This window comes from Enterococcus pingfangensis, assembly GCF_005405205.1.
In the GTDB taxonomy this organism is placed as follows: domain Bacteria; phylum Bacillota; class Bacilli; order Lactobacillales; family Enterococcaceae; genus Enterococcus_A; species Enterococcus_A pingfangensis.
This window is the reverse complement of record NZ_BJDP01000004.1, coordinates 140,947-166,761: the sequence shown is the minus strand read 5'-3', so window position 1 is coordinate 166,761 and position 25,815 is coordinate 140,947. Positions and strand designations below refer to the sequence as shown.

Annotated in this window: 23 protein-coding genes, 1 riboswitch and 1 other annotated feature; of the genes, 4 read left to right on the top strand and 19 right to left on the bottom strand. The window is 38.0% G+C overall.

The features are described 5' to 3' along the window. Positions 1-5 precede the first annotated feature (5 nt). Positions 6-222: a binding site (T-box leader), on the bottom strand. A gap of 48 nt (positions 223-270) precedes the next feature. Together FFM63_RS02820 and FFM63_RS02815 are read right to left on the bottom strand one after the other, a co-directional pair. After that, entirely contained in the window at positions 271-1,122 is an 852-nt protein-coding gene (locus tag FFM63_RS02820; protein ID WP_137608828.1) for a DUF368 domain-containing protein, read from the bottom strand. 194 nt (positions 1,123-1,316) lie between these two features. Continuing rightward, positions 1,317-1,883 carry an NAD(P)H-dependent oxidoreductase gene (locus FFM63_RS02815; protein WP_137608827.1) on the bottom strand — a complete coding sequence of 189 codons (567 nt, stop codon included), beginning with the start codon at positions 1,881-1,883 and terminating at the stop codon, positions 1,317-1,319. Between the two features lie 264 nt (positions 1,884-2,147). Between FFM63_RS02815 and FFM63_RS02810 the strand changes: the two genes are divergently transcribed. The 4 genes from FFM63_RS02810 to FFM63_RS02795 all read left to right on the top strand — a co-directional run bounded on the left by FFM63_RS02810 (position 2,148) and on the right by FFM63_RS02795 (position 6,154). After that, positions 2,148-2,672, top strand: coding sequence for a CDP-alcohol phosphatidyltransferase family protein (locus tag FFM63_RS02810; protein WP_137608826.1), 525 nt, complete (start codon positions 2,148-2,150; stop codon positions 2,670-2,672). 352 nt (positions 2,673-3,024) lie between these two features. Further along, positions 3,025-4,200: a phosphotransferase gene (locus tag FFM63_RS02805; protein ID WP_137608825.1), complete on the top strand. Its 1,176-nt coding sequence runs from the start codon at positions 3,025-3,027 to the stop codon at positions 4,198-4,200. A gap of 53 nt (positions 4,201-4,253) precedes the next feature. Further along, positions 4,254-5,600, top strand: a complete 1,347-nt coding sequence (locus tag FFM63_RS02800; RefSeq protein ID WP_137608824.1) for a 4Fe-4S dicluster domain-containing protein — start codon at positions 4,254-4,256, stop codon at positions 5,598-5,600. After that, a complete protein-coding gene (locus FFM63_RS02795; protein ID WP_137608823.1) occupies positions 5,597-6,154 on the top strand; it encodes a BMC domain-containing protein in 558 nt (185 codons plus the stop codon). Before FFM63_RS02800 ends, FFM63_RS02795 begins: the two co-directional genes overlap by 4 nt. Before the next feature lie 58 nt (positions 6,155-6,212). On the opposite strand, the gene FFM63_RS02790 is transcribed toward FFM63_RS02795, so the two are convergent. The 17 genes from FFM63_RS02790 to FFM63_RS02715 form a co-directional block, all read right to left on the bottom strand. Beyond that, positions 6,213-7,031 carry an ECF transporter S component gene (locus FFM63_RS02790; protein ID WP_137608822.1) on the bottom strand — a complete coding sequence of 273 codons (819 nt, stop codon included), beginning with the start codon at positions 7,029-7,031 and terminating at the stop codon, positions 6,213-6,215. Further along, on the bottom strand, positions 7,004-8,695 hold the full coding sequence (locus tag FFM63_RS02785; protein ID WP_137608821.1) for an ABC transporter ATP-binding protein: 1,692 nt from the start codon (positions 8,693-8,695) through the stop codon (positions 7,004-7,006). The genes FFM63_RS02790 and FFM63_RS02785 overlap by 28 nt, the downstream gene beginning before the upstream one ends. After that, positions 8,676-9,575, bottom strand: coding sequence for an energy-coupling factor transporter transmembrane component T (locus FFM63_RS02780; RefSeq protein ID WP_246033275.1), 900 nt, complete (start codon positions 9,573-9,575; stop codon positions 8,676-8,678). The genes FFM63_RS02785 and FFM63_RS02780 overlap by 20 nt, the downstream gene beginning before the upstream one ends. A 127-nt stretch (positions 9,576-9,702) precedes the next feature. Then, on the bottom strand, positions 9,703-10,920 hold the full coding sequence (locus FFM63_RS02775) for a DUF4430 domain-containing protein (protein WP_212741163.1): 1,218 nt from the start codon (positions 10,918-10,920) through the stop codon (positions 9,703-9,705). A gap of 2 nt (positions 10,921-10,922) precedes the next feature. After that, positions 10,923-16,619 (bottom strand): prenyltransferase/squalene oxidase repeat-containing protein, encoded by a 5,697-nt coding sequence (locus FFM63_RS02770; RefSeq protein WP_137608819.1) that lies wholly within the window; start codon positions 16,617-16,619, stop codon positions 10,923-10,925. After that, positions 16,603-16,767, bottom strand: a complete 165-nt coding sequence (locus tag FFM63_RS09775; protein WP_171000184.1) for a hypothetical protein — start codon at positions 16,765-16,767, stop codon at positions 16,603-16,605. The genes FFM63_RS02770 and FFM63_RS09775 overlap by 17 nt, the downstream gene beginning before the upstream one ends. A 121-nt stretch (positions 16,768-16,888) precedes the next feature. Further along, positions 16,889-17,061, bottom strand: a riboswitch (cobalamin riboswitch). Positions 17,062-17,147: 86 nt separating this feature from the next. After that, on the bottom strand, positions 17,148-17,543 hold the full coding sequence (locus FFM63_RS02765) for a DUF4430 domain-containing protein (protein WP_137608818.1): 396 nt from the start codon (positions 17,541-17,543) through the stop codon (positions 17,148-17,150). A gap of 59 nt (positions 17,544-17,602) precedes the next feature. Continuing rightward, positions 17,603-18,793 (bottom strand): acetate/propionate family kinase, encoded by a 1,191-nt coding sequence (locus FFM63_RS02760; RefSeq protein WP_137608817.1) that lies wholly within the window; start codon positions 18,791-18,793, stop codon positions 17,603-17,605. 31 nt (positions 18,794-18,824) lie between these two features. Further along, positions 18,825-19,547 carry an MIP/aquaporin family protein gene (locus tag FFM63_RS02755; RefSeq protein ID WP_137608816.1) on the bottom strand — a complete coding sequence of 241 codons (723 nt, stop codon included), beginning with the start codon at positions 19,545-19,547 and terminating at the stop codon, positions 18,825-18,827. A 132-nt stretch (positions 19,548-19,679) separates the two neighbouring features. Next, positions 19,680-20,795 (bottom strand): 1-propanol dehydrogenase PduQ, encoded by a 1,116-nt coding sequence (locus FFM63_RS02750; protein ID WP_137608815.1) that lies wholly within the window; start codon positions 20,793-20,795, stop codon positions 19,680-19,682. Positions 20,796-20,810: 15 nt separating this feature from the next. Next, positions 20,811-22,196: an aldehyde dehydrogenase family protein gene (locus FFM63_RS02745; protein WP_137608814.1), complete on the bottom strand. Its 1,386-nt coding sequence runs from the start codon at positions 22,194-22,196 to the stop codon at positions 20,811-20,813. Between the two features lie 2 nt (positions 22,197-22,198). Continuing rightward, positions 22,199-23,200 (bottom strand): cob(I)yrinic acid a,c-diamide adenosyltransferase, encoded by a 1,002-nt coding sequence (locus FFM63_RS02740; RefSeq protein WP_137608813.1) that lies wholly within the window; start codon positions 23,198-23,200, stop codon positions 22,199-22,201. Positions 23,201-23,217: 17 nt separating this feature from the next. Beyond that, on the bottom strand, positions 23,218-23,481 hold the full coding sequence (locus FFM63_RS02735) for a EutN/CcmL family microcompartment protein (protein WP_137608812.1): 264 nt from the start codon (positions 23,479-23,481) through the stop codon (positions 23,218-23,220). Continuing rightward, complete coding sequence (gene pduM, locus FFM63_RS02730) at positions 23,432-23,968, bottom strand: PduM family microcompartment protein (RefSeq protein WP_137608811.1); 537 nt, start codon at positions 23,966-23,968, stop codon at positions 23,432-23,434. The genes FFM63_RS02735 and pduM overlap by 50 nt, the downstream gene beginning before the upstream one ends. A 64-nt stretch (positions 23,969-24,032) precedes the next feature. Then, positions 24,033-24,872, bottom strand: coding sequence for an ethanolamine utilization protein EutJ (eutJ, locus tag FFM63_RS02725; protein WP_137608810.1), 840 nt, complete (start codon positions 24,870-24,872; stop codon positions 24,033-24,035). A gap of 15 nt (positions 24,873-24,887) precedes the next feature. Beyond that, entirely contained in the window at positions 24,888-25,520 is a 633-nt protein-coding gene (gene pduL / locus FFM63_RS02720) for a phosphate propanoyltransferase (protein ID WP_137608809.1), read from the bottom strand. Beyond that, positions 25,513-25,797, bottom strand: a complete 285-nt coding sequence (locus FFM63_RS02715; RefSeq protein ID WP_137608808.1) for a BMC domain-containing protein — start codon at positions 25,795-25,797, stop codon at positions 25,513-25,515. The genes pduL and FFM63_RS02715 overlap by 8 nt, the downstream gene beginning before the upstream one ends. Positions 25,798-25,815 lie beyond the last annotated feature (18 nt).

Here is a 25,815-nt window from a genome sequence, read left to right as displayed (position 1 = left end):
ACAACTGTAAGGACGAAACGGATAATTTCGCGGTACCACCTTGCTTGGTCAAATCTTATTGACCCAACTTTCAGCTCCAATAACGCTAGAGTCGCGTGCTGCTTTCGCATCAATCTTCTTTGGTAGGTTCATAAATTTCAGTGGGCACGTTGATCTTTCAGCCGATGAATCAACTCTCTGCTGCCAATAAAATTTATTACTATTCCAAATGCTTACCATCATCTTAAAGACTTCTCATCAAAATTGCAAGCCTAAATTTCAAATTATTTTTTAATCTTCTGGAACATACCGTTCTTCCAAACGACTCATCCACCAGCCAAGCGCTGCTCCTAGCACACATAAAACCGCACAGCCAACGAAACCAAGGAAACCGATCCCACTATAATCTGTCGGGATGATCATTACCGTTGAAGCAAAAACAATTCCTAAAATAAAATGATACATCGCCGCATAAAAATGACTAAATACCCAGTCCATTACTTTTGATAAACTCAAAACAGTGACTAATCCGCCGATCCCGATTGGAATGATCACACCCATATCGATTGTTTTGAAGCCGTCTGCCATCGCTTTGTACATGCCCATATAGACTAAAAAGTTTGAAGGACTAAGCCCCGGTACAATCAAGCCCAAACCAATTAATGCACCAGCGATCATCCAAGTTACAAAATTTTGATCTACGTGACCAAATAAACTTGAACCTTGCCACAAGAACCAAAAACCAACAACAAAACTAATAACCAAAATAACATAGTCTTTTGTTGCACGGCCTTTTTTTCCAGCTTCTTTCCACAATGCCGGCACTGTTCCGATAATACAGCCGACAAAGAACCACAACATGATCGTCTCAAACTCCCCTAATAAAAAACTAACCGCAAAAGAAAGGACAAAAACCCCCGCGATACCGCCTAATCCTACAGGAATAAAAAAGCGCACATTCTCTTTGAAATTTTTTGTGATGTGAGCCAAAAATGAAATAATCCGTTCATAAATACCAAATACCGCCGCCAAGGCCCCTCCGCTGACTCCCGGTAAAATAAATCCTGAGCCGATGAACATTCCTTTGATAAAGCGTAAAATCCAATCGCTTTTGTTCGGCTGCGTAACCTTTTCGTTTTCCATAAAAAAATAATCCTCATCTTTCTTTTATATCTTAGCCAGTGTACCGATAAAAAGAAAATGACGCAAGACCCGCTCAAGGTCTTACGTCGAAAATTAAAGAAAGTTTTGAGATTCTGATGTAGTTAGATTTTTATAGCTAACAAATGCAAATAAGTGATCCCTATTGCTTGATACAGTTCGGCCATTATCAGATTTTACAGCTTGTCATATACCGTTGTTAAATACGCTTGCCGTTCTTCTTCACTCAGCTTTTTCAGCGAGCCTAAATGATGCCAAGAAATATTTCGCAAACCGATATCTTCTAATGTCGTCGTTAACTGATGCTTGTAACTGCGGGTGCAATGTTGGTCCAAACTTTCTGTCGGTTGATCCGAAGTAGTAAAGACAACGACTGAGTCGATTGCTAGTAGTGGTTGAATCCCATTGCCGCCGTCAAAGAAAGCAAATTCATTCAGCAATACCTTATCAAGGAAGCCCTTTAAACTTGCGGGTGAACTGTACCACCAAATCGGGAAAATCAAAACTAGCTGCGTCGTCTCCCGCAACAAGCTCATATAATGCAAAACCAACGGATCTAAAACCGAACCGCGCTGATAAACCGCTAATTCTTCAGCAGACATCACTGGATCAAAGCCATCTTTGTTCAGATCGATCACCTGATAGATTTTCTGATCCTGTTCCAAACCCGCGATCAAATGGTTCAACACCCCGTGATTAAAGCTTTCCTTCCACGGATGATCAATAATCAATGTTGTTGTCATTCCAACTTCCCCTTACCGCTTTTTATTAAAAATAGCACAAATTCATTGCAATTCGATTTCAGTTTGATTTCAAGCACGCTAAAAACATGATAAAGTTAAATTATCTTTCAATAAAATACTGATTCTGGCTACCAATTTTCCCCAGAATAAAATAACGTATCTGAGCAGAAACAAAGAACAAAAATTTGCCGGATGACATACGATTTGAGACTAGAACGAAGCTTTCATCTCATCGATTGATCCCTTAACCAAAGGAGCAGACGCATGAAATATATTCCTAATCTATTAACGCTTTTACGGATCCTTGCCTCATTATTGATAGTGATCGCCGCCGATCAATTTTTCTTTCTGCTTTACTTTTTAGCAGGAATAACAGATATTCTCGACGGCTGGATTGCTCGGAAAATGAATTGGACAAGCCGCCTTGGAACTTTATTGGATAGTTTGGCTGATTTGATCTTTTTTATAGTTGTCGCGACAAAAGTCATCTTTACGATCAAACTCCCGAATTTTTTGCTGTGGGGTATTTTTATGATTGCTTTAATCCGTTGCCTTACCTATTTGATCGGCTACTTTCGTTTCCGGCAATTTGCGAGTCTACACAGCTATTTGAATAAATTAACTGGACTGCTGCTTTTTTTAGCCCCGCTCATTTTATTGCTCGTTCCAGTCAAACCCTTCAGTATTATTCTTTTAGTCTGCAGTGCCCTATCCGCCATCGAAGAACTCTTGATCGTATCAACAACTAAAAAACTCGATAAAAATGTGACAACTTTCCGAAAAAAATAGTCGTAGGAAGGCTAATTGCAAATAAATCAATCTCCATCCAGATTTTTTAATGAAACAAACATACAAATAATGGGACTCGAAACAGAAGATTGCATAAGTGCTCATTAAAGTAGAAAAAATATGGTTGTCTGATTAAGACTTTCAAAGAATTGATAGATTGCTTGTCCTTAATTCCAAATTGAAAGCGGTCTTTTTATTGTATTTTTTTGCTCACTTTTTTTGAGTATTTACTATGGTTCGTAGGCTTTAAAGGCTTTCCAGCACTTTCCTATAAAGTGCATATTTTTATTATATATTTTCGCTGTATGTTTCGCTAAAATTATTGATAGAACAAGGTGTAAGGAGGAGCATAATGGAGATTAGCGAACATACACTCACAAACTATTTAATTCATCAAACTACACTTTTTAACAAACCCAGTCCACTTATTGTGACGGCTCTTTCCAACGAAAAAGATAAATATATTGACGGCTACATAAACTATCTTTACACCCTTAGACAAGGTAAGCAAAAATTTGTTCTTAAGCATTCAAAAAAGGTACCCTCTAGCGGCATCTCCCTCATGCCGATTGATCCTAAACGTAATCATTTAGAATATATGACGTATCAATTACGTTCAGAACTAGCTCCCCAAATGGTTCCTATGACTTATTTTTCTGATCCAACAGCGCATTTATTTATTATGGAAGATCTTTCGTATTTAGAGGTTCTTCGCTTTTCCCTATGCCATGGGAAGCAATTCCCACGATTAGGAAAACAAGTGGGTGAATACCTTGCACGGACTCACTTAGCCACATCTCAGTTTAAATTGTCAAAAGAAAATTGGATATCTTTAGTCGATCACTTTCAAAATTCAAATATGCGGGAGATTATTACTAAATTCATCTTAAAACCGGCTGCTAAAAAAAGTAATATTCCTTTAGAGCAGGCAGCGCTTTTAGATATTTTAGCAGTAATTTTAAAGGACTCGACTGTAAAAAAAGATTGGGATTCATTGATTGATAAACTTTCGAATAGAAATGAGTGCTTAATCCATGGAGATTTTCATACTTCAAATATTTTTGTTTCATCAACATCCATTAAAGTAATCGATATGGAATATACCATGACTGGTCCCTTCTCTTATGATCTTGGCTATTTTTTAGCAAATATCTTGTCTCAATACGCAGCCTTTTCTGTTAGAGGTGATGATTCAATGTGCGCTTTTTTATTACAAGTAATTAAAGATGTTTATAAGACATACTTCATCTATTTCTCTGATCATGTTTCTGGTAATCAGCGGGAACGATTTCTAGCAATTTTTCAAGACTCGCTTGGATATTTAGCGATGGCCAATATCAATCGAATCGCCAATTTAGGTGAATTTCCTGATTTTGATTGTCTGGAAACTTCTAAAGAGCGCTTTTTGGCTAAAGGAATTTCCATGGGTTTAGCTCAAAACTTGATGAAACATCGAAAACAATTAACGACGGCTGATGAGGTTTGTTGTTTGATTAGTGAAAAGCAGAATATCTTTTTTAATAATTAATGTGTCAACTAGAACTGCTGAGTCATCTTAGTTTAAAGAAATGAGGAACGAATATGCTATTGGAACAAATTAGTTCGTCTGGAATTGTTGGTTGCGGTGGCGCAGGTTTTCCAACTGCCGCCAAGTACAATACTAAGACGGAATATTTTATAATTAATGCAGCCGAATGTGAACCTTTGCTAAAAAAAGATCATTATGTGATGAACCACTACGCAAAAGAATGTGTCCAAGCAATCGCTGATGTCGGAGAATTATTAGAAGCTAAGCAGATCGTAATTGCTACAAAGGCTCATTATACTGAAGAGATCCAAGCATTAGAGAATGCCATTCAAGTACTCCATGTTCCAATCAAACTCTTCAAAATGAATAACTTTTATCCTGCTGGTGATGAACAGATCATGGTTTTTGAAATCACTGGACGAACGGTTCCGCCAGGCGGGATTCCGTTAGATGTCGGCTGTGTCATTTCAAACATCTCCACGATGCTGAATATTTATCGAGCTCAACATGGAAAAAGTGTTACTCATAAATTATTAACGATCACTGGTGCGGTTAAGGAACCTAAAATTTTAGAAGTACCGATTGGGACTTCTTTTACAGAATGTCTCACATTAGCTGGTGGAGCTACGATTGATGACTTTATGTTCATTAACGGGGGGCCTATGATGGGAAAAACCGGAACTAAAGAAGATTTTTCACAACAAGTCGTCACCAAAACAACTTCGGGGATCATTATCACTGGAAAGCAAGATTTTATTTATGAATTGCTTGAAAAAGAGATGCCTCAAGTTATCAATAAAGCACGCTCCTCTTGCATTCAATGTCGCTTGTGTACTGAGCTCTGTCCACGCTACCAAATTGGTCATCCGATTCATCCGCATCGAATTATGCGTCATTTGACAGTTACCGAAATTCCTGACGATATCGACGATGATCCAATTTGGAAAGAAGCACTTCTTTGCTGTGAATGTGGGATTTGTGAAACGATCGCATGTCCGATGGGTTTGATGCCACGTCAAGTAAATATCTATGTAAAACATCGTCTAGCGGAAAAAGGGATTCGTTACCAGAAAAAAGAAATCCCTTTGACTCCCTCACTAATGCGTGAGTATCAACAAGTTCCGCCAGTAAAAATATTGCTGAAGAATGGCTTGAAACAATACGCTGATTTAAAAGTAAATGAACTCTGCAAACATGAAACAAATGTAGTAACTATTCCAATGAAAATGCATATCGGCGCGCCTTGTGAACCCGTCGTTCAGCCTGGTGACCAAATAAAGGCTGGGGATTTGATCGGGAAAAAACCAGAAAAAGCATTAGGAGCAGATATTCACGCTAGTATTGATGGTATCGTTACTGCTGTTACCACGAGCATTACGATCGAAAGGAGTGCCTTATGAAAAAAATGGATACCATCGGATTTTTAGAATTAAATAGCATCGCTAAAGGTATCGAAGTTGTAGACTATATGCTAAAAGCTGCTGATTCGACATTGATCATGGCACGCGCAAGTTGTCCTGGAAAGTACTATATTATGATTTGTGGTCACGTTGGGGCAATCGAGCGGTCAATGGAGATTGGAGTAGAACAAGGTGGGCGTTATGTAGTCGGTGAATTAACGATCTCTCGCGTTGATCCGACAGTTATTCAAGCTATAAATATGGCTAAAATACCAGAAACGATTCAAGCTATCGGCGTTTTAGAATACTATTCAGCAACTGGATCGATTATTGCTGCTGACTTTGCAGTCAAAGCTGCTGATGTTGAGCTTTTAGCTATCCAGTTAGGAACAGGTATTGCTGGAAAATCCTTCGTCGTTCTGACTGGTGATGTTGCCTCAGTAAAAACAGCGGTTGAAGCTGGCGCAAAAGGCGCAAAAGATCAAGCTATGCTAATCAACAAAATAGTCTTGTCTAATCCTCGTCCAGAATTAGTTGACAGTCTTATCCAATAAAAATATAAATAAATTTTGAACCGTCTGCCCAAAGTAAACTTTTGGCAGACGGTTCTTTTTAATGGATCAATCCATATTTAATTTTGATTCGAGCCAATTTTTCCAACATTGGTTTAGAAAAAAGAAAGAGAAAAATGAAAGTTGAACCAGCGTGAACGAGATCCATCGGTGCCCCATATATAAATGTCGCCAGCAATGCCTCTTTAGTTACGACACTAGAATACATAAACAGTGACGCGGGATTCATAATCCCTCCATAAATAATAAAACAGCTAACAAATCCAAAAAGACTTAGTGCGATGCGATTCATTCGCAGCAATCCTTTTTGATAGCATAGACCTGCAATAAATCCAACCATCCCGAAGGCAAACATTTGCCAAGGAGTCCACGGTCCCTGTGTAAAGAAAATATTCGAAGCTAAAGCCGATAAGGCACCTACTAAAAATCCGGTTTCTGCACCAAAGGAAACTGCCGCGATAATCACTAACGCTGTAACTGGCTTAAATTGCGGCAACATGAAAAATGCCATCCGACCAGCCACTGCTAAACCAACAAGTACAGCAATCACAATCAGTTCACGAGCTTTTGGTTTCCTTTTCTCAAAAATTAAGAAAAAAGGTGCCATCGCCATGACCATCAATATTAAACTTACAGTTAAATATTTCCGATCGCCCACTTTTATCCCCACATAAATAACTAAAGGCGTCAGTAAAAAATAGATCAGTAGCGCAAGTTTCGTCCGTTTAGACAGTGCTTGCTTTTTGATTATTTGATCCCACAACTGAAATTCTGGTACAGCCTGCCGTTCAAACGATTCTCCTTCATATTCCGTATCTGAATAAAAAGCTTTTAGAAAGTCTTTTGTTGATTTAGACATGCTACTACCTCCTCTACCGTCACCGCTTCTGGAAAATATTTGCGTGCAAGTCGATTCGAAGCAGTCGTATAAAAACTATTTCCTGAAAAAAAGGCTCGCGTTGCTTTTATTGTCACGATATTCCCTTCAAAAAACAGTCCGCAACGATCCGCATGTTCCGCAATAAATTCCACGTCATGAGAAACCATAATAATAGATACGCCTTGTTCCTTCAACTCTTGTAAAATTTGTCCGAATTCTTGTTTATAAAAATCATCTAAGCCTTTTGTCGGTTCATCCAGCAATAAAATCTTAGGGCGTAATAATAATATCTTAGCTAAGGCTAACCGCTGTTGCTCTCCACCACTGAGATCATACGGGTGTCTATCTAACAAATGTTCTAAGTGCGTCAGTTGGATGACTCCTGCGACCGCATCTTTTTTCTCCATAGACAAAGCATAAGCATCTGTCTTTTTCTCTTTTGGACCGTCAATCATTTCATATAAATCCTCAAGAACAGTTTTTCTAACAAATAAACTCTGCGGATTTTGCGGCAAAACACCCAGAAAATTATGATACAAATAATAGCTCGAAAGTTTATTAATATTTTTCCCTTCAAGTAAGATTTTCCCGCGGTACGGGCGATAAATTCGACTGATCAGAGAAAGCGTAGTACTTTTCCCAGTCCCATTTCCTCCAACTAATCCAAAAAACTCTCCCGGATAAACTTCGAAGTTAAGATCCTTTACAACATCTTTTCCATCTCGTTCATAGCGGAACCAAATATCTTTTACTTGTAATAACGGTGGACTAGTTTCAGCTGCTGAGTTTTCAATTTCAGTTGAAATAGGTGCTAAATTTAGACTTTCTAGCCAAATACGACCTTCTCTAACAGTAATTGGATAATGGGTACCTACTTTCTGAGTCTTCAGAAAAATTTTCAATGGTGCGGGCATCGCAATAAACAGATCATCATTCGTTTGATGCATTTGATGACTTACCTCTTGAGGAGTACCATGAAGATGAATCTCTCCTTGGTCCATCAGAATCAAATGATCAGCCATTGGTAATACTTCCTGCAAGCGATGTTCAGTAATAATAATAGTCGTTCCAATATCCTGATTGATTTTGTGAACAGTCTCTAAAAATTCACTGGCAGCGATTGGATCCAGCTGAGAAGTCGGTTCATCCAAAATCAACAGCTTAGGATGAAGAACCATCACACTTGCTAAATTCAATAACTGTTTTTGCCCCCCTGATAATTCAGTTACATCTTTCATAAACCAATGTTGGATACCAAAATAAGAAGCCATCTCTGCAACCCGCAAACGAATAGTTGCTGAATCAAATCCTAAACTTTCTAATCCAAAAGCCAATTCATGCCAAACTTTGTCTGTGACGATTTGATTGTCGGGATTTTGTAAGACATAACCGATTTCTTCACTTTGTCGGCGAGTATTTAGATTTTTGATATCTTCATTTTGAAAAACAATCTTTCCTTCCACTTCTCCATGAGGAGCAACGACCGGTTTTAAATGCCGTAAAAGTGTTGTTTTTCCACAACCGCTTTTCCCGAACAGAACATTGAAACTTCCTTCTTCAATTGTTAAGTTGATCTGATTCAATATTTTTTCTGTTTGGCGAGGGTATGTAAAAGAAAAATTTTCAATTCCAATGATACTCATAATTTTTAGCTCCATCCATTTGATTAAAGTAACTCGGTAATTCTCTTTTTTTTGATAATTGCTTTAGCGACTTTCTCCAGTGATAGGTTTCCCAAAACTGCAAACCTAACGGAATATTCATAAATATTGTTAAACTTAAAAGACCGAACCCACTCAACCAAGTAAGCGGAAATCCTTTAATTACGATAATTGGGTTATAGCTGACAAATAAAGCATCCTTAGAAACAGTGAATAAAAACAAACCTGCCATAATAACCATCAACATCAATAAAAATCCATTACGTTTATCTAGTCGATAGATTGAAAAAGCTGTTCGTCCTTTCAAACCATAACCTCGTGCTTTCATGGAATCAGCTGTTTCAATCGCATTTTCTAACGACCAAGTTACTAAGATCGAAAATATTTTTAGTCCATACTTTATTTTTTTGAAGAATGTATTATTTGAAATATCCCTGCCAATACTCTTCTGTCCTTTACGTATAATCTGGGCTTGGTGACTAAATTTAGGCACAAAACGAAAAACCATTGATAAAATCAAAGAACTAGCTGGTAAAACTTTGCCAAAAAGATAAACAAATTTGTCGCCAGTCATAATGACATTAAAGGAATGGAACCAAATCATAGAAATTCCCAAAACCATTGCCAGAACTATACCGTAGACCAATGCTTCAAGCGTCAGTGAATTGCCATTTTCAAAAGTATAAAAGACCGTCACACCATAATGATTGAACGCGGGATTCACCAATACTACAATCAACATTCCAGGAAGAATAAACTTTACTAGCACACCTACGATTTGCCGCCAGCCTCTCAAACTGACGGCATAGATAAGCGCGGATAAAAAACCAATTACTAATACAACCGGATGTAAACAAAACATCGTCACACCTAGAACAATAAAATAGTATAAGAAATTCACAAGTGGATGGCATCGATAGAACGCATCTTGCCGATATTGCTTTGTCTGATTCATGTCTACGGAATAATTAAATTCCTTCCCCCTCACACTATTTTTCGTTCATCATATTTGACCCGCCAATATCTCTTCCAAGGTCACAAGTGTATACCCACTCGATAACGTCGCCTTTTTGAACCTCATATTTTGACGCGCCATAATTTGGAAACCAGCCATTGACTTTATACATCCACCCGGAGAGATTGCCGCAATCAAACTCATAAAGTTGGTTGATTCCCTCAATGTAGTAAGCATCATATACTGGTGTCCAACTCGCTTCCATCTGTATCCCTGCTTGCTTCGTTGCTCGTACCAACAGATCGTATACACTCTCACCCGATTTTACTTCAACCGGACTAGCACCTAAAATGATGCCGTTGCTTGGTACAAAAGAAGCCTTGCTCTTATTTAATTTATCACGATTATTAAGGATCGTGCTGCAAGAAATAGAAATAGTTGCTGTAACTTCTGAAGAATCTTTGTTACTATTTGCCTTATTATTAGCAGTGGAAGCTACTTCTCCATTGACCTCTGTTTGATTGTCTTTCTCCGTAGTTGTCTCAGTTGGCGTTTGTCCGGAATTATCCACTTCGTTAGTTGACGAATCTGAGCCAGCTAGCTGATTTTGTCCACTTGCTACCGTTTGGTCTTGTTTTACTCCTGACTGTGTTCCATCTGTTGAAGTATCTGTCGTATTCTCTTGATTTCCGCCACCAATTAAATAATAGGTTACACCACTTTCAAAAACTGGGTAAGATAAAATCGTGGCTCCATCTTCTTTTTTTACAGTTACTGGACTATCGCTGACCAATTGCAATTTACCTTTATGCTTACGAACAAGCAGCGTTTTATCTACATTCCAATTAGAATTCAATTTCAATTCAATTGTTGGTGTTCCCGCTAGTTCCATCGATTCACTAGTTATTTCCATCGCTTCGGATGCATTATTAGCCAACTTTTTAACTGCTTCTAAATTTTTGGTTTTGATCGACAGGTTCAATTTTTGCTTCACAGCATTTTGAACCTGTTTTCCATGATAAATCCATGTATAACTTAGCTGTTCCGTTTTTTTAGTGAAGCGAACCTCTTTGTTTTTATTCTCGATCGTCTTCATTTGTTTTTCAGAAATAACTCCATCTGAAGGGATTTTATTTTCAGCTTGTAAGGATGTGACCTTAGAACCACTCTCCGCCAAACTTTGACTGCAGCCTACTAAAAATAAACTGCTGATCATAAAAAGCAACATAAGCATATGTTTTTTCATTCTCATCACTAGACCTTTCTCTTAAAGAACCACCATAATCCACCAGATAACCCCGCAGTAGCGGCAGTTCCTAAAGTAACCACAACAGCTGTTCTAGTTGTTTTACTTTTTTTCTTCTTTGCACTCTTAGCATCTGAAGCGGCCTCATAGTTCTCGCCTGTAAAGTCCCAGTCTTCTGAAGCTTTTTTCTTTGATGCTTTTGTATTACTTTCAGGCGACGCTTGATTTTTTATCGATTTTTTTGAGATCGGATTTTGATTGGCAAATAGTGGTGTCGCGTCACTACTTGTTCCATACAATTGTGTATATTTTGTTTCGCCTGACGATTGTAGATCACCAATTCCAGTAGTTGTGTTGGAAGAAATTTTCTTGCCAGAATCTTTATTATTTTGCTGGTCAGCAACCGGATCCGTTCCATCATCATTAGGCTGTTTAGGAATCGTCGGCTCTACATCAGGTTCTTCCGAATTCAGTTCTAAATCATTCATATCATACAACCGATGCTTTTGGTCTAAGAAGCGTTTATATGCGACTAATGCATAGAATCCTTGTTCAGATGCCATCGGATCTAATTCTCCGCCTACTCCACCACCATTTGAGGTTCCTCCAGGCAGAACATGCATGAAACCACTATTAGCAATATGAAATTGTGCTAGTCCTTGAATTAAGCTCTTTCCTTTTTTCTTGAAGCGGGCATCAGTTCCTGGATCAATCCCTAATGCTGAGAGACCTGTAATAACTTGAGCAACTTCTTCAACATTTTGTGATTTTTTTTCGCCAAAAGCTCCATAGTTATTTTGTTTACTTGATAAAAAGTTTATTGCTTTATCAACTGCCGCATGAACTTTCGGGTAATTCGAATCATTATAATAAGGAGCTAAAGCTTGTAAAGCCATTCCTGTCAGGTCAATAGCCATCGATTGATCCTCATCATTGGCTAAGTTCCATCCGCCAAAAGATTGTTGGTTTTCTAGAATATGATCGATAAGTTTCTTTCTAGTTGTGTAGTTAGCAATTCCTTCAGGCTGTTTAAACTGATATTCCTTTTTAGCATCAACAGCAATTAATGCAAACATTGCACCATTGACGCCTTGATAAATCGTCCTATCAAAATCACTAAGGTAATCAAACAAATCGTACCCGCCAACATTTCTAGCGTCTTTGCCTATGGCAGTCACCGCCAAGGCTAAACGAGAAAATTCTGTATATTTCCCACCATGCAACTGACCATTTTTCTGTTTGATATACTCTACAATATTAGCGTAATAGATTTTATTATATGTTTGATTTAAACTGCTGATATCTTCACGCGCGATTCCCATGATCATCCATTCATTACCAAATTGTGGATTATTGGAAGAAAATAGATTAGTTATATAATTTTTAGTTGCTTTTAACATCGCTTTGGATTGTTCTTTGGCAGCTTCTGACTCGCTCCATAACAAATTGATCCTTTTTTCTGCTGCTATCAATTTGTCAACTAATTCTTTTTTCACTCTAGCTTGATCTTCTTTTGATAAAGCATCGTAGGCGTCTCGTACCGTTTGAACCTGCTTTTCGTCAGTTAATGAAATTTGCTCAATTTTTGGCAAACTTTGAATCTGTGTTTCCACAGATTCAAAAGCTTCTTTTGGTAATGGGGAGACCGGATTTTCTTCAAAATTATAACTTGATCCCTTATCCGAAAGTGTCAATCTCAACTGCGATAAAGCATATAGAGCTTGTTCAGTTGCCATTGAATCTTCCTCAGGTTCAGATTTTTGCCACATAAAACTGCCATTAGGCAATTGATAGGACAATAGTCCTGCTACTGGATGAGTCTTCTCATTGCTTAAAAAATCTTCAGAAAAAATATCTACATCATTCAATAGTAATCCCATTAATGCTTGTGCATTTGAGTTTAGATTCCCTTCAGAAGCAAACCAGCTTTCTATAAAGAAATCCCCATCTTCTGTCAAAGTATCAATCAATAATATGACCGCTTTTCTAGTAGCTTCTTGGACATCTTTACGCTCGCGATGGGCAGATAACGCTGTCAAAGCCATACCCGTCAGATCGATATCTGCTGCTCCTGTCGTTGAGCCACTCAAATTCCATCCGCCGCTGATAGTTTGTTTGGATAATAAATAATCTACCAGTTCTTCTTGGGTAGCCGTTTCCTCCTTCAATCCGTAATCTCGCATATCGAGAGTGATCAAAGCATAGATTGCATTATTTAAAGTTCTTTTTTTCACTGAATCAATATGATTGATCATTGCTTGTGGGATATTGTGTCCCCGCACATCACTAGCATTTTTCCCTAATGATTCAACACCGATTCCATAACGAGCTGCATCTGTCCATGAACTGAAATTTCCATCTGCCTTTTCGACTGCATCAGCAATCTTACGGTAAGCATTCATTTTTTGTTCATCTGTCAAGTTGTTTGGTAAATGTGCCAAAGCAAAGGCTTGCCACTCACCATAAAATGATCCTTCAACAGTCGAAACAGCCTTTTCAATCGATTGATCTACTTGATCCAATAAAAGAAGTTTCTTTAACTGAGCCTGAGCTTGCTTAAATTTACTTAGATTGGTGACTAATTTCTGTTGTTCTTCTGTTAGTGACTGATAGATTGATTGCACTGCTTCAATTTCTGTTTTATCAGTTAATGTGATTGTCTCTGGCAAAGATTCAATTCGTACAATTAACTCTTTGATCATTACAAGTTCGGCTAATTTATTCTCGCAATTCTGGAGCTTTATTAGTAGTTCAGAGGATAGTTGTTTTTTCCCTTTTTCTGATAAGCTATCATAAAGTTTGCGGCAATTATTAATTGCTTTTTGATCTGCTAGTTCAACCTTTCCCGGCTCAGGAAGCTGTTTGATTTCCGAAATCAACTCCGTTAAAGTCTCTGCATCTTTGATCAAAACTTGCAAATCTTGATAAATCCCCAGAAATTTATTGGTTGATGTTGGATCTAAATATTCTTTTTGCTGTTCTGTCAGCGTCTGATAGTGACTATAGACTTCTTCAATTGCCGTTCTTTGATCTAAAGTCGCCTCAGAAACTTTTTGAAGCAATTGGCTTATTACTGTTTTTACTTTATTAGCACTCGTTTTATCTAATGAAATTCTTTCCTGACAGTCAGCCAATTTTTCGATCAAAGCTTGTTCTACTAATTTTTGCGCATCTTGAGCTAACTTTTTATAAGCCGTTTGGGCCTCTGCAACGCTAGTATTGTCCTGATAACGTATATTCTCAGGATCAGGAAGCCCTCGAATCAATTGATTGACTTGTTCCGCATCAGCAGCGAAATCTTCTGCTGGGAGTGGTGAAATCGGATTTTTTTCAAAGTCATAACTTGAGCCTTTTCCATCATGTGATAATTGAACTTGAACCAATGCGTAAAGGGCTTGTTCCGTAGCCATTGTATCTTCATAAGGTTCTGATTTTTGCCACACAAAACCGCCGCTTGTCTTTTGATAAGAAATCAAACCATTGATTGGATTCGTTTGACCTTCTTCCAGTGAATATTGCGAAATATCTACACCGTTCAAAGCTAATCCCATCAAAGCTTGAGAATTTGAATTCGAATTACCTTCTGCAGCAAACCAGCTTTCTATAAAGAAGTCGCCCTCTTTCGTTAAATTGTTATTCAACATTAGAATCGCTTTTCTAATAGCAGTTTGGACATCCTCACGTTCACGATGGGCGGACAATGCCGTTAAAGCCATACCAGTCAAATCAACATCTCCCGCGCCTGTTACAGTTCCATTCAAATTCCAACCACCATCAGGGGTTTGTTTTGACAACAAATCATCTACCAATTCCTCTTGAATTGCTTCTTCCTCTTTCAGTCCATACTCTCTCATATCAAGGGTGATCAAGGTATAGATTGAATTATTCAAGGTTCTTTTTTTTATTGAATCTATATGATCAATCATTGCTTGTGGAATATTGTGTCCACGGACATCGCTGGCATTGCCTCCTAGTGATTCAATCCCGATTCCATAACGAGCCGCGTCTGTCCATGAACTGAAATTTCCATTTGCTGCTTCAACTTTCGCTGCTATCTTCTTGTATTCATTCATCTTTTGTTCAACAGTGATTGAATTTGGAATACGAGCCATCGCAAATGCTGTCCATTCACCGCTGTATTTTTTTGCTAAATACGCACTAGCCTGATTGATTGCAAAATTTGTTTTATTCATAATACTTAAATTTGCAAATTGTTCTTGAGCTTCTCTTAATTTTTGATAATTAGTCACCTTGTCTTTTTGCAAATCTGTTAATTCATCATAGGCTTTTTGAGCCGTTTCAATTGCCGATTTAGCTTCTTCAGTCACTGGATTAGGTAAGTTATCGATTAATTCTATCACTTTTTGAATCTCAACTAATTCCGAATTTTCTGCTGCTTCCAACTCGCTGAGACGTTGTTCGCTATCCAATAATTTTTGATAATTTGTTATTCTGGGCTTCAAAAGTTCTGCTAACTGATCATATTGGGCACGAATATTTTGTACATCTATTTGATGACTCAGACTAAGACTATTTAGTGGCGGAATACTATTAATATAGCTTATGATTGTTGATACTTGATTTGCTTCTACTAATTCTTTGTATTTTGCTTCTGCTGCCAACAATATAGCTAATTTAGTTTGCCCAACTTGAGCTTTCTGTTCAAGTGTTAAGGCATCATAACTGTTCCGTGCTTCTTCAATTTGCTTTTCCTTTTCTAAAGTTATCTCACCAAGTGCATCTATTTTTTTTATAACGTTTTCCACTTCAGGCACTATTTCGGGTTCAATTTCCTTAAGTTGTTTAAGTATTTGATCTACTTGACTTTGCGAAGAATCAAGCGTTTTCAAAATTTTCATTCCTTGATTATAGGCTGCCTCTGCGGTTTCTCCATATTTATTGAGCCAAGTTTCTTTGTCTTGGTTGATTTCTCCTATTTTACGAATTAATTCATCCTTATTGGCTACCGTGATTTTTGAACCCCCACCAAAACTAGCTCCTAAATCACTGCCAAAACCAAGTAATGTAAACTGCACTCGACAGACATCGCCAGTTTGAGGAATCCGGCTGCTCATACCAACTCCTGGAAAACTATGATTAACTGAATATTTCCAGCCTGATGTACTAGTATACGAAAATTCGGCTAAAGCTGGACGCTCGAAATTGTCTTCAACAGTTAGTTGGGCAACAGGGGTACCTAATTGGTCGCCTAATTGTTTTACCGAATCAGGAATAGCCAATTTTCCAGTGTCGGCATTATCAATCCCTGCCAAATAGAATCCACCGTCTAAATTCCCAGTAAATTCATATGTATATGCCTCATTTTTCAAAACGTAATCAAAAACTTGCGCATAATTCCAAGAAGGATCAACTTCTAGTTCTAATGGTTCCACAATAAATCCTTGGCCTAAAACTAATCGCTCTACAGTCATTGTGATTTTCGTTTTTTCACTTTTCTGTCGTACTTGCGGCTGAACTTGCTCTTGTTGATTGATCTGCTGAATCATTTGACTTAATACAGAGCTATTTGTTACTTGCTGTTTTTCTGTTTCAGAGAACGTATTGTATGTCTCAATCAGAGCTTCAACCTGTCCTTTTTCTTGATAAGTCACAGTCGCTGAAGATAGTTTTTCTATTGCTTGAATCAATTCCTGAACTTTTTTTGTTGGTTCTGTTGTTTCCGCGGCTTCAGTTTGCTGAATCACTTGCTTTTGTCTCGATGTTCGAGGCAGCTACTGTTGCCTCTGATGAATTTTTTTCAGTTCCATAGACGATCGAAGCCGCTGAGAAAATACTCGAAAAGAGAATAATTACGACCATCAAACTATGAATCCCGACCCAAAACTTTTTCATATTCTTCCTCCATCTCCGTTTCTTGAAAAATCATTAAAAAAAGCAGAAAGACTCAATTAAGGTCTTTCTGCTTCAAGCGATTTAGAATTACAATCTGCCTAAAACAATTTTCCCAATCCAATCGTTTTATTTGTTTTTGATTAGGTATCCTGACTTCGCATCTCCCTACTCTCTCCCGCCTTCCCATTAAGTGGCACAAAGGAGATTTCGTCTGCTATACAGTAAAAAGGGGTTGTTGAGGATTCTCACCTCATTCCCTAATCAAATAACTTTTTATTATTCTATTTTTATTTATTATAAGGGATATCTTTAGAAGTTTTTGCTTTATTATAGAACAGGACAAAAAATTCATATACTTTCACTTTAAGAACAGAATTCTATTATTTCATCTCAGCTAAATCAAAAATAGCGATATCCTTATTTTTTAATTTTACCTCTTGAGCACCAGTATTGACTTCTTTATCGTTGACAGTATAGGTCCAATATTTATTTGCCTTATTATCCTGTTCTTTTCCATCAATTGCTGTAATAAAACCATCCTCAGCTTTCACCTCAAAATTGTCTTTCATCGCTGCAAAAAGTGTTGTATCTGGTTGAACCGTTACTTTTTTTGACTCAAATTCTTGCCCATCTTCTTTCAAAACAAGTGTTACCGAGATATCTTTTTCTTTGGTACTGTCTGTTGAACTGCTTTCTGTTGCGTCATTTGCTCCACAAGCAGTCAAGATCATTACTACAAAAGTAATTAGAAAAATCATTCCGGTTTTTTTCTTCATTTAATTTCCCTCCAAAATAAAGCTAGAAAACTTAATTTCTAGCTAGAATATCTTTATTTTTAAATTGTAATTAAATTAAAGGTATCTCGTGCGATCATTAATTCTTCATTCGTTTCCACTACTAATACCTGTACTGCTGATTCGCTTGAACTAATTTTTTTATTATTTTTCTGGTTTTCTTCCTGATCTATCTGGATTCCTAAAAATGCCAAATTCTCACAAATCATTTCTCTGATTTCAGCGGAATTTTCACCAATCCCAGCCGTAAAGATCAAGACATCGACACCACCCAACTCGGCCGCATAGGCACCAATTGTTTGTTTGACTCGACTGGTAAACATGTCTAGCGCAAGTTGAGCTTTCTCATTTCCAATCTCTGCTTGGCTCATAATATCACGAGTATCACTGCTGAATCCTGTTACTCCTTTGAAGCCAGATTCATTATTCAAAATAACTTCTACTTCACTAGCTGAAAGATTTTTTTCATATTGTAAAAATGGGATGATCGAAGGATCAATATCTCCGCATCTGGTCCCCATCATTAAACCGGCCAATGGAGTAAAGCCCATCGAAGTAATCACTGATTTCCCCTCTTTGACGCCGCAAATACTTGCGCCATTTCCAAGATGACAAGAAATTATTTTTAAAGACTCCAATGGTTTTCCAAGTTCTTTAGCTGCTTCTGTGGCGACAAATTGATGGCTTGTTCCATGAAACCCATAACGTCGGATGCTGTCTTCTTCGTAGAAACGATACGGCAATGGATAGACATAATTTTTAGGTGCCATCGTTTGATGAAATGACGTGTCAAACACAGCAATTTGAGGGCAGTCAGGCAGATCTTTTTGAAACGCTTCGATTCCGATAGCATTTACCGGATTATGCAACGGTGCTAATTTAGCCAAGTCTTTAATTTGCTGCAATGCGGTCATATCAATCAAACTTGAATGCTTAAATTTTTCACCGCCATGAGCCACTCTATGTCCGACACCCGATAATTCTTGCAAACTACCCATTATCTTCTTTTCAAGTAAAAATTGTAAAAGGAAATCGATTGCTGCCTCATGAGTCTTTCCCTTTACTACTGTTTTGACTTTCATATCGTTTATCGAATAAGAGAAAATCATTTCTTCTTCTAGACCGATTCGTTCAAATAGTCCTTTTACTAATAGTTCTTCTTCCGGCATTTGAAACAATTGGAACTTTAATGATGAGCTCCCTGAATTGATCGCCATAATTTTCTTATTCAAATAATTCCCTCACATTCTAATACATTCGTTCTTAACTAAAAGCGTTTACAAATAATACTGCAATTGTTGCGCCAACGATTGGTCCAACTAAAGGAACCCACGCATAACTCCAATTATAATCTTTATTTTTATTCGGTAATGGTATCAATGTATACATTAATCGTGGAGCTAAATCCCGAGCTGGATTAATGGCATAACCCGTAGTTGAGCCAAAAGAAAATGAAATTGCTACTAGCAAGAACAGTAAAACAATCGGTTGTAATCCACCAGCGAAATCTTTTCCTGGTAATAGCAACAGAGTAAATACAAAGGCAAAAGTAGCAATCACTTCACTGACAAAATTCATTAGTGGATCACTGATCGCTGGACCTGTAGCAAAAATTCCAACAGAATTTCCTTCTTCTGGACCCGTTTCTTTAAAATGCGGCAGAAAATGAATCGCTGTGATCAACGCACCTAAAAATCCGCCAACCATTTGAGCAATGATATACGGAACGACAATTCCCCAATCTATAATTCCACCAATTGCAAAAGAGATCGTAACAGCTGGATTCAAATGTCCTGGAGCACCAAAAAATCCTGCAGAATAAACTCCAAGCATTACCGCAGCTCCCCATCCAAATGCCACAAGTACCCAGTTTGATCCAACAGTTTTTGCTAAAGTTTTTTTCAAATTGATCGAACAGCCTACTCCACTACCAAAAAGCGTCAAAACCATCGTTCCAATAAATTCTCCTATTACTGCTTTGTCCATCTTGTCAACTCCTTGTTTTTGTTGTTGTATTTGCTCAAAAATTAATATTGCTTTTTACATCGCCTGTTGTTTCTTTAATTAGTATGAATCGATTACTTGCTAAAGTGGAAAACAAAAGAAAAAAACAACTGCTTAAATAATTTTTCGATAGATTGCTTTGATTTCTTCAGTTGAGAATTGAATCGGATTCGTTTTAAAAGTGATATCATTCAAAGCATTTTTTGCAATGATATCCTCCGCCAACAACGCAGCCTCTTCTTGAACACCGAAACTATTTAATTTGATGGGTGCCTTACACTCAATAGCCAATTGTTGAACTGCTTGTGCCAAATTGGAAACAGCTAGATGATCTGGCAAGCTAGGTGGGCAAATGCCTAATTTACGTGAAGTTCGTGCATACATTTTTCTTGTCTCTTTGTCTTGACTATTCGCCTCAATCACATAAGGGAGCAGCATGGCATTAGCCAACCCATGCGGTACTTTGAAATTTGCTCCAACTTGATGAGCGATTGCATGACAAACACCCAGACCCGCAGCATCAAAAGCTAATCCGGCTAAAGTAGAGGCTTCGTGCATTTGAATTCGTGCTTCCAATTCCATTCCTTGATTAACACACGTTGGCAAAAATTGGAAAACAAGCTCTACGGCCTTTTCAGCTAAAGCGTTTGTATAGTTTGTCCGATTTATAGATGCTAAGGATTCAATCGCATGCGTTAGCACATCAAGTCCACTGAATGCAGTAACTGATGGCGGACTTGATATAACTAAACTAGCATCTAAGATTGCTTCATGAGGAATAATCGCTTCATGAAAAATCGGATATTTAATTTTGTTTTGTGTATCCGTAATAACAGAAGCACTTGTGACCTCAGAACCAGTACCGCTCGTGGTAGGTATCGCAACGAAACGTTTTACTTTATTTCCAGTCGTTCGTTTATAAAAAAATAGCATGGCTTTAGCTGTATCGATTGCTGATCCTCCACCAACAGCTATAATCACGCTAGGCTGTTGCTGTGCCATATTCTCAATCCCTTTTACTACCGTCTCGATTGGCGGATCTGGAATAATATCAGAAAAGATACTAACAGTGTTAGTCTGTCTGACATATCCTAAAATTCTTTTTAAACTATCTGATTCTGCTAGATAAGGATCACATACAAAGTAGAGGTTTTCTTTTTCAAATTGCTGTAGTCGTTCTAGACTATCAACACCTGAATATATTTCTGGCTTCATTGACCATTTTTTCAAGAAATATCCTCCTCTCTAGCGAATAGAAAAACCATCCGTCAAAACACAGCGGCGTTTTCGAGCAAAATCTCGTGCAGTGGTTGTACATTCTCCAGTTGGTGTTGCAATTGTAAAAGTTGTTGGCCCTTCGCCGCCAAAACCTAATCCTGCAAATGATGAGCCATTTTTAACAAAAATTGATGTTTGAAATTTCTTTGCAGCTAAGTTCATTCGACCAACATTTTGTGAATGCATCGTCGCTGTATGATGCAATCGATTTTCTATTTGTAAAGCTGTAGCTAGTGCTTCATCAAAATCAGTTACTGTTACTACCGGTAAAATCGGCATTAGCATCTCTTTTGTAACAAACGGATGAATCTTGTCTGCTCGCAAAATGATTACCCGAACATCAAAGTCTACTTGAATCCCAACTTCTGCCAAGATGTAATTAGCATTTTTCCCAATAAATTTCCGGCTTGGAGCACCATTTTCCATAATCGTCATATCCACCATTTTTTGAATAATGGCTTCATCTTGTACAAGATAGGCTCCCTGCTTTTCCATTTGCAGAATCAAATAATCAGTTACTTGTTCTACCGCAACTACACTTTTTTCTGCTGTACACAAAATATTGTTGTCAAAAGAAGCACCAATTACGATATCTTTTGCTGCTTTTTCAATATTTGCTGTTTCATCCACCAACGCTGGAGGATTCCCAGCTCCTGCAGCAATGACTTTTTTCCCGCTTTTCATTCCTTGACGAACTACTCCCGGTCCACCTGTAATTACCAATAAAGAAATATCTGGGTGTGTCATCATTTCTTGAGCTGCTTCAATAGAAGGTTCAGTGATCGTCACAATCAGATTTTGAATCCCACAACTTTCGTATACGATTTCATTTAATTTGCTTACGACCCAGCGAGAGATTTTCTTTGCACCTGGGTGTACACTGAAGTAGACGGCATTACCAGCAGCTAGCATTCCGATTGCATTACACATTAATGTTTCAGCTGGATTGGTACTTGGTGTTATTGCCCCAATCACACCATATGGAGATAGCTCATAAAGTGTCATTCCATTATCACCAGTCAAAGCTTCCGTTTTCAGATCTTCAACTCCTGGCGTTTTATCTAAAACTAATTGTAATTTTTGAATTTTATCTTCACAACGACCCATACCTGTCTCTTCTACTGTTTTACAAGCAATCTCTTCAATGAATGGGCGCATTCCACAGCGAAGGGCTTCGATGACTTTCCTTCGTGTCTCCAAAGTCTGATTCTCATAAGTTTCTTGAGCAAATTTTGCTGCCTTAACTGCCTCTTCTACTGTCTCAAAGACCCCAAATTCCTTTAACGGAGTGTCTGATTTTTGAGATTCTTGAAGAATTTTTATAATCATATCTTTTATCACTTTTTCTTCCATTATTAAATCTCCTTCAACTTCTCTAACCCTTTTTGGGCAATTGTCATATCTTCTTCAACTGCACCTCCGCTTACTCCGATACCGCCAAGAATTCTTCCACTTGAATCTTTGATTAGGAATCCACCGCCAAAGGTCACGATCTTTCCATCAGTCAATGACTCCAATTGATACAGCTCTCCTTCAGGTTGGATCTTTCCTTTTAATTCATGGGTATCACTCTTCATTGCAACGGCAGAGTATGCTTTTTTCTGAGCTAAAGATTCACTGATAAGCAACGCTCCCGACATCCGATAAAAACTAACTAGTTTGCCAAATTCATCTACCAATGCCATTGATACTGGGATTCCCATTGCTTTAGCTTGCTGTTCACAAGCTTGAAAAATTTTATAATTTCTTGCTAAGTTACTTTCTTTATTTGGATTAGCTTGAGTCCCACTTTGTTCCAAATATCGGTGTAGGATCTCATCTACCAACTTTTTTTCAGATTCACCATGATCTTCCATCCGTGCAAAAATATATAAGCAATCAGATAATCGATTCACGAATTTTCGTAGTTCTTCTCGGATCTCGAGCGTCTCTGAAAGTTCTGTCAGCAGCCGTTCACCGCGCCGACAAACGGCCCTTGTCACATGTAATTGTGCAGATGATAGGGTTTGTCCAGGCAAAATGAAACTATGCAGTTCTGGTAAACGTACCGTATATTGATCAATCCAATCTTCCATTTGCTGGATATCAGTTTCTGCGATCAATGTACTTTTTGCTGCTAGCTTTGCCATATTTTTATCGGTAGCGATTTCAGCATTTAATTGAAATAGTTTATGCTGCACCCATTCTAAATGTTGAATGGTCTCTGGATGATTAGTTAGTTTTTGAGCCACGCTGACTTGAGCACAACATTCATCAAAAGTACCATAAGTATCTACTCGCAAATCCGATTTTTTAACTCTTGTTCCATCAAAAAGACTTGTCGTTCCTTTATCTCCCGTTTTTGTATAAATCGCCATATATTTTCCTCAGCTCCCTATAAATCAAAGGTGTCAATAATTCCAACGATTGCATAATCTACAGCATCTGAAGGAGTTGGAAATAGCTTTCTGGCAGAAGAACCACTAGTCAACAACACATAATCTCCAATACCAGCCCCCACTGTGTCCGCTGCTACTTGTTGGAAGCGAATCACCTGTTGCTCAGAATTGATTGGCTGAACAATCATTAATTTTTTTCCAACTAATGATTCATCTTTTTGGGTTGAAACTACACTTCCAATTACTTTTGCCATCAGCATACGGTAAACTCCTTTCTATAACAGTTATTTTCATTTCCTGCAATCGTTCTTTTGCCAAGTCAGTGATGGATTGATTTGAAGCTAATAAAAGAATCTGCTTCGAGCTCAGCATTGCTACTTGTTGAAAAGTAATGATTTTTTTGGGAAATAAAAGATACTGTTTTCCTTGATTATTGAATAATTTCACACTGCATTCGTTGAATAATTCATTAGGAATCAAATCAGTATTTGAAAACGCCAGTTCAAATATCAGACAACAATCATAATTGTAACTTTGATACAGCCACTTAATGAATGAATCATTCTGATCTTTATTTTTGAACCGTTCTAAAAAGAGGATATCCACTTCTGTTAAATGGATATACTTATTGTATAAAAACGCGCTGATTCCTCGGTCGATATCGGTAGATGCTTGGCAAGAAAGGAACAAGGTCTTTTTTTCCCGCTGAATGATAATTGAAATGATTCGCTCAACTAACTCGTCCATATCCTTACTCCCAATCCATTGCTGATATAGTATTTCAAATTGATAATTGTTTTCATCTTTCTAGTCAAATAATAATTGGATTTGACGACATCGCAATTCCAATCGGTGTAACAAATTGAGGATATTTCGGTTTAAAAACTTTTTGATCTAAGTAGTTTGAAAATTCTTTCTCAAATTCTGTCAGATAAGAAGCACCGCCAACAACATAAATAGGAGATGTAGGATGTTTTTTTAAGACATTGGCCGTAATATCAGCCATCCGTTGAATCACTGGTCGACAAATAATAAAATTCTCCCGATCACGTGTTGGATCACGTTTGATTAATTCAGCTTCCTCGATTGAAATTTTATGATTCCCGGCAATCACCAAAGTCATATGTGTCCCGCCAGTCGGCTCATCTTCAACAATGAGCGGTTGTCCTTGCTCAAAAATACTGATGCCAGTCGTTCCTCCACCAACGTCGACGACTGCCCCATCTTCTACACCTAAAACAAGCGCGGCAGCGGTTGGTTCATCTACCAATTGGTCGGCGACCATTTCTGCACTCTCGATAACGTTTGCAACAACACGTTTATTATTTCCTACCGTTCCTGGTGGAATCGCTCCTGATGCTGCCTCCAATGAAAACCCTAGAGCCTCTTCCGCTTGGACTCGCAAACGCTTCACGATTTCAACCGATTTTTGGTAGTCAACAACTAATCCATCACGAATCACATTGGCATATTCAAAAGCACCAAAAACTGGGCGATTCTTCCCATCTAAAACAACCAAAACAATTGAGGAAGTACCTAAATCAACTCCCACCTTATAGCCATCTTTAGAATCAAAGGCTTGTATTTTTTTTGTATTTACAAGCTCATGAAAAGATGTTAATAATTTATTGGCTTTTTCGATTGATTTCATACTTCCTCCTTTGGATTATTTTTCGATAATCCGTCCTCGTGTATTTGATTGAATATCTGCAGCATTTGCTTCATCTGTATCAACATGCATTTCTAAAATAAAATCTTTACCTGGCCGCAACTCGACATCTTCAAAGACAACTTTTCGCGAACCTTCAAAAATCTCAACTGAAACAACTTGTCCTTCTTTTAATTTCAACCGTTCCATATCTTGATAGTTAAGATGGATATGACGTTTGGCTACAATTGCAGCAGGAATTGTTAACTCTGCGGCTTCACTTTGCAGCTTTACTTCGACGGCATCATCAAGTTGACCAGACAAACGAATCGGCGCCTGAATACCCAGGTTTCGTGCATCTGTTTTTGATATTTCTACCTGTGAACGTTTACGCAATGGACCTAAAATTCGAACTCTCTTTATTTCTCCTCGCGGACCTACTAAGGTTATAGTTTGCTTTGAAGCAAATTCACCCGGTTGTTTTAAAGGTTTAGCTGGTTCGATTGTTTCATTGGGAAATAGAATATTGAAATGTTCTTCCGTTAAATGTATGTGCCGATTAGAGATTCCAATCGGAAAGGTTTCCGTTTTCATCTCTAACAGTACTTCACGAACAATTCGTCTAATTTCCTCGCTATTATAATTACTCATTGCCTACTTTAGGTACCAAAACTTGATCAACATCATGATGAGGTCTTGGGATCACGTGTACGGAAACCACTTCTCCCACTTTTTCAGCTGCGGCACAACCGGCATCAGCTGCGGCTTTTACAGCTCCAACGTCGCCTCGAACCATAACTGTTACTAAACCAGAACCAATTTTTTCAGTTCCCACCAATGTAACATTGGCAGCTTTTACCATGGCATCAGCTGCTTCGATTGCGCCAATCAAACCTTTCGTCTCGATCATTCCTAATGCATCATTCATATCTATTCCTCCTATTTA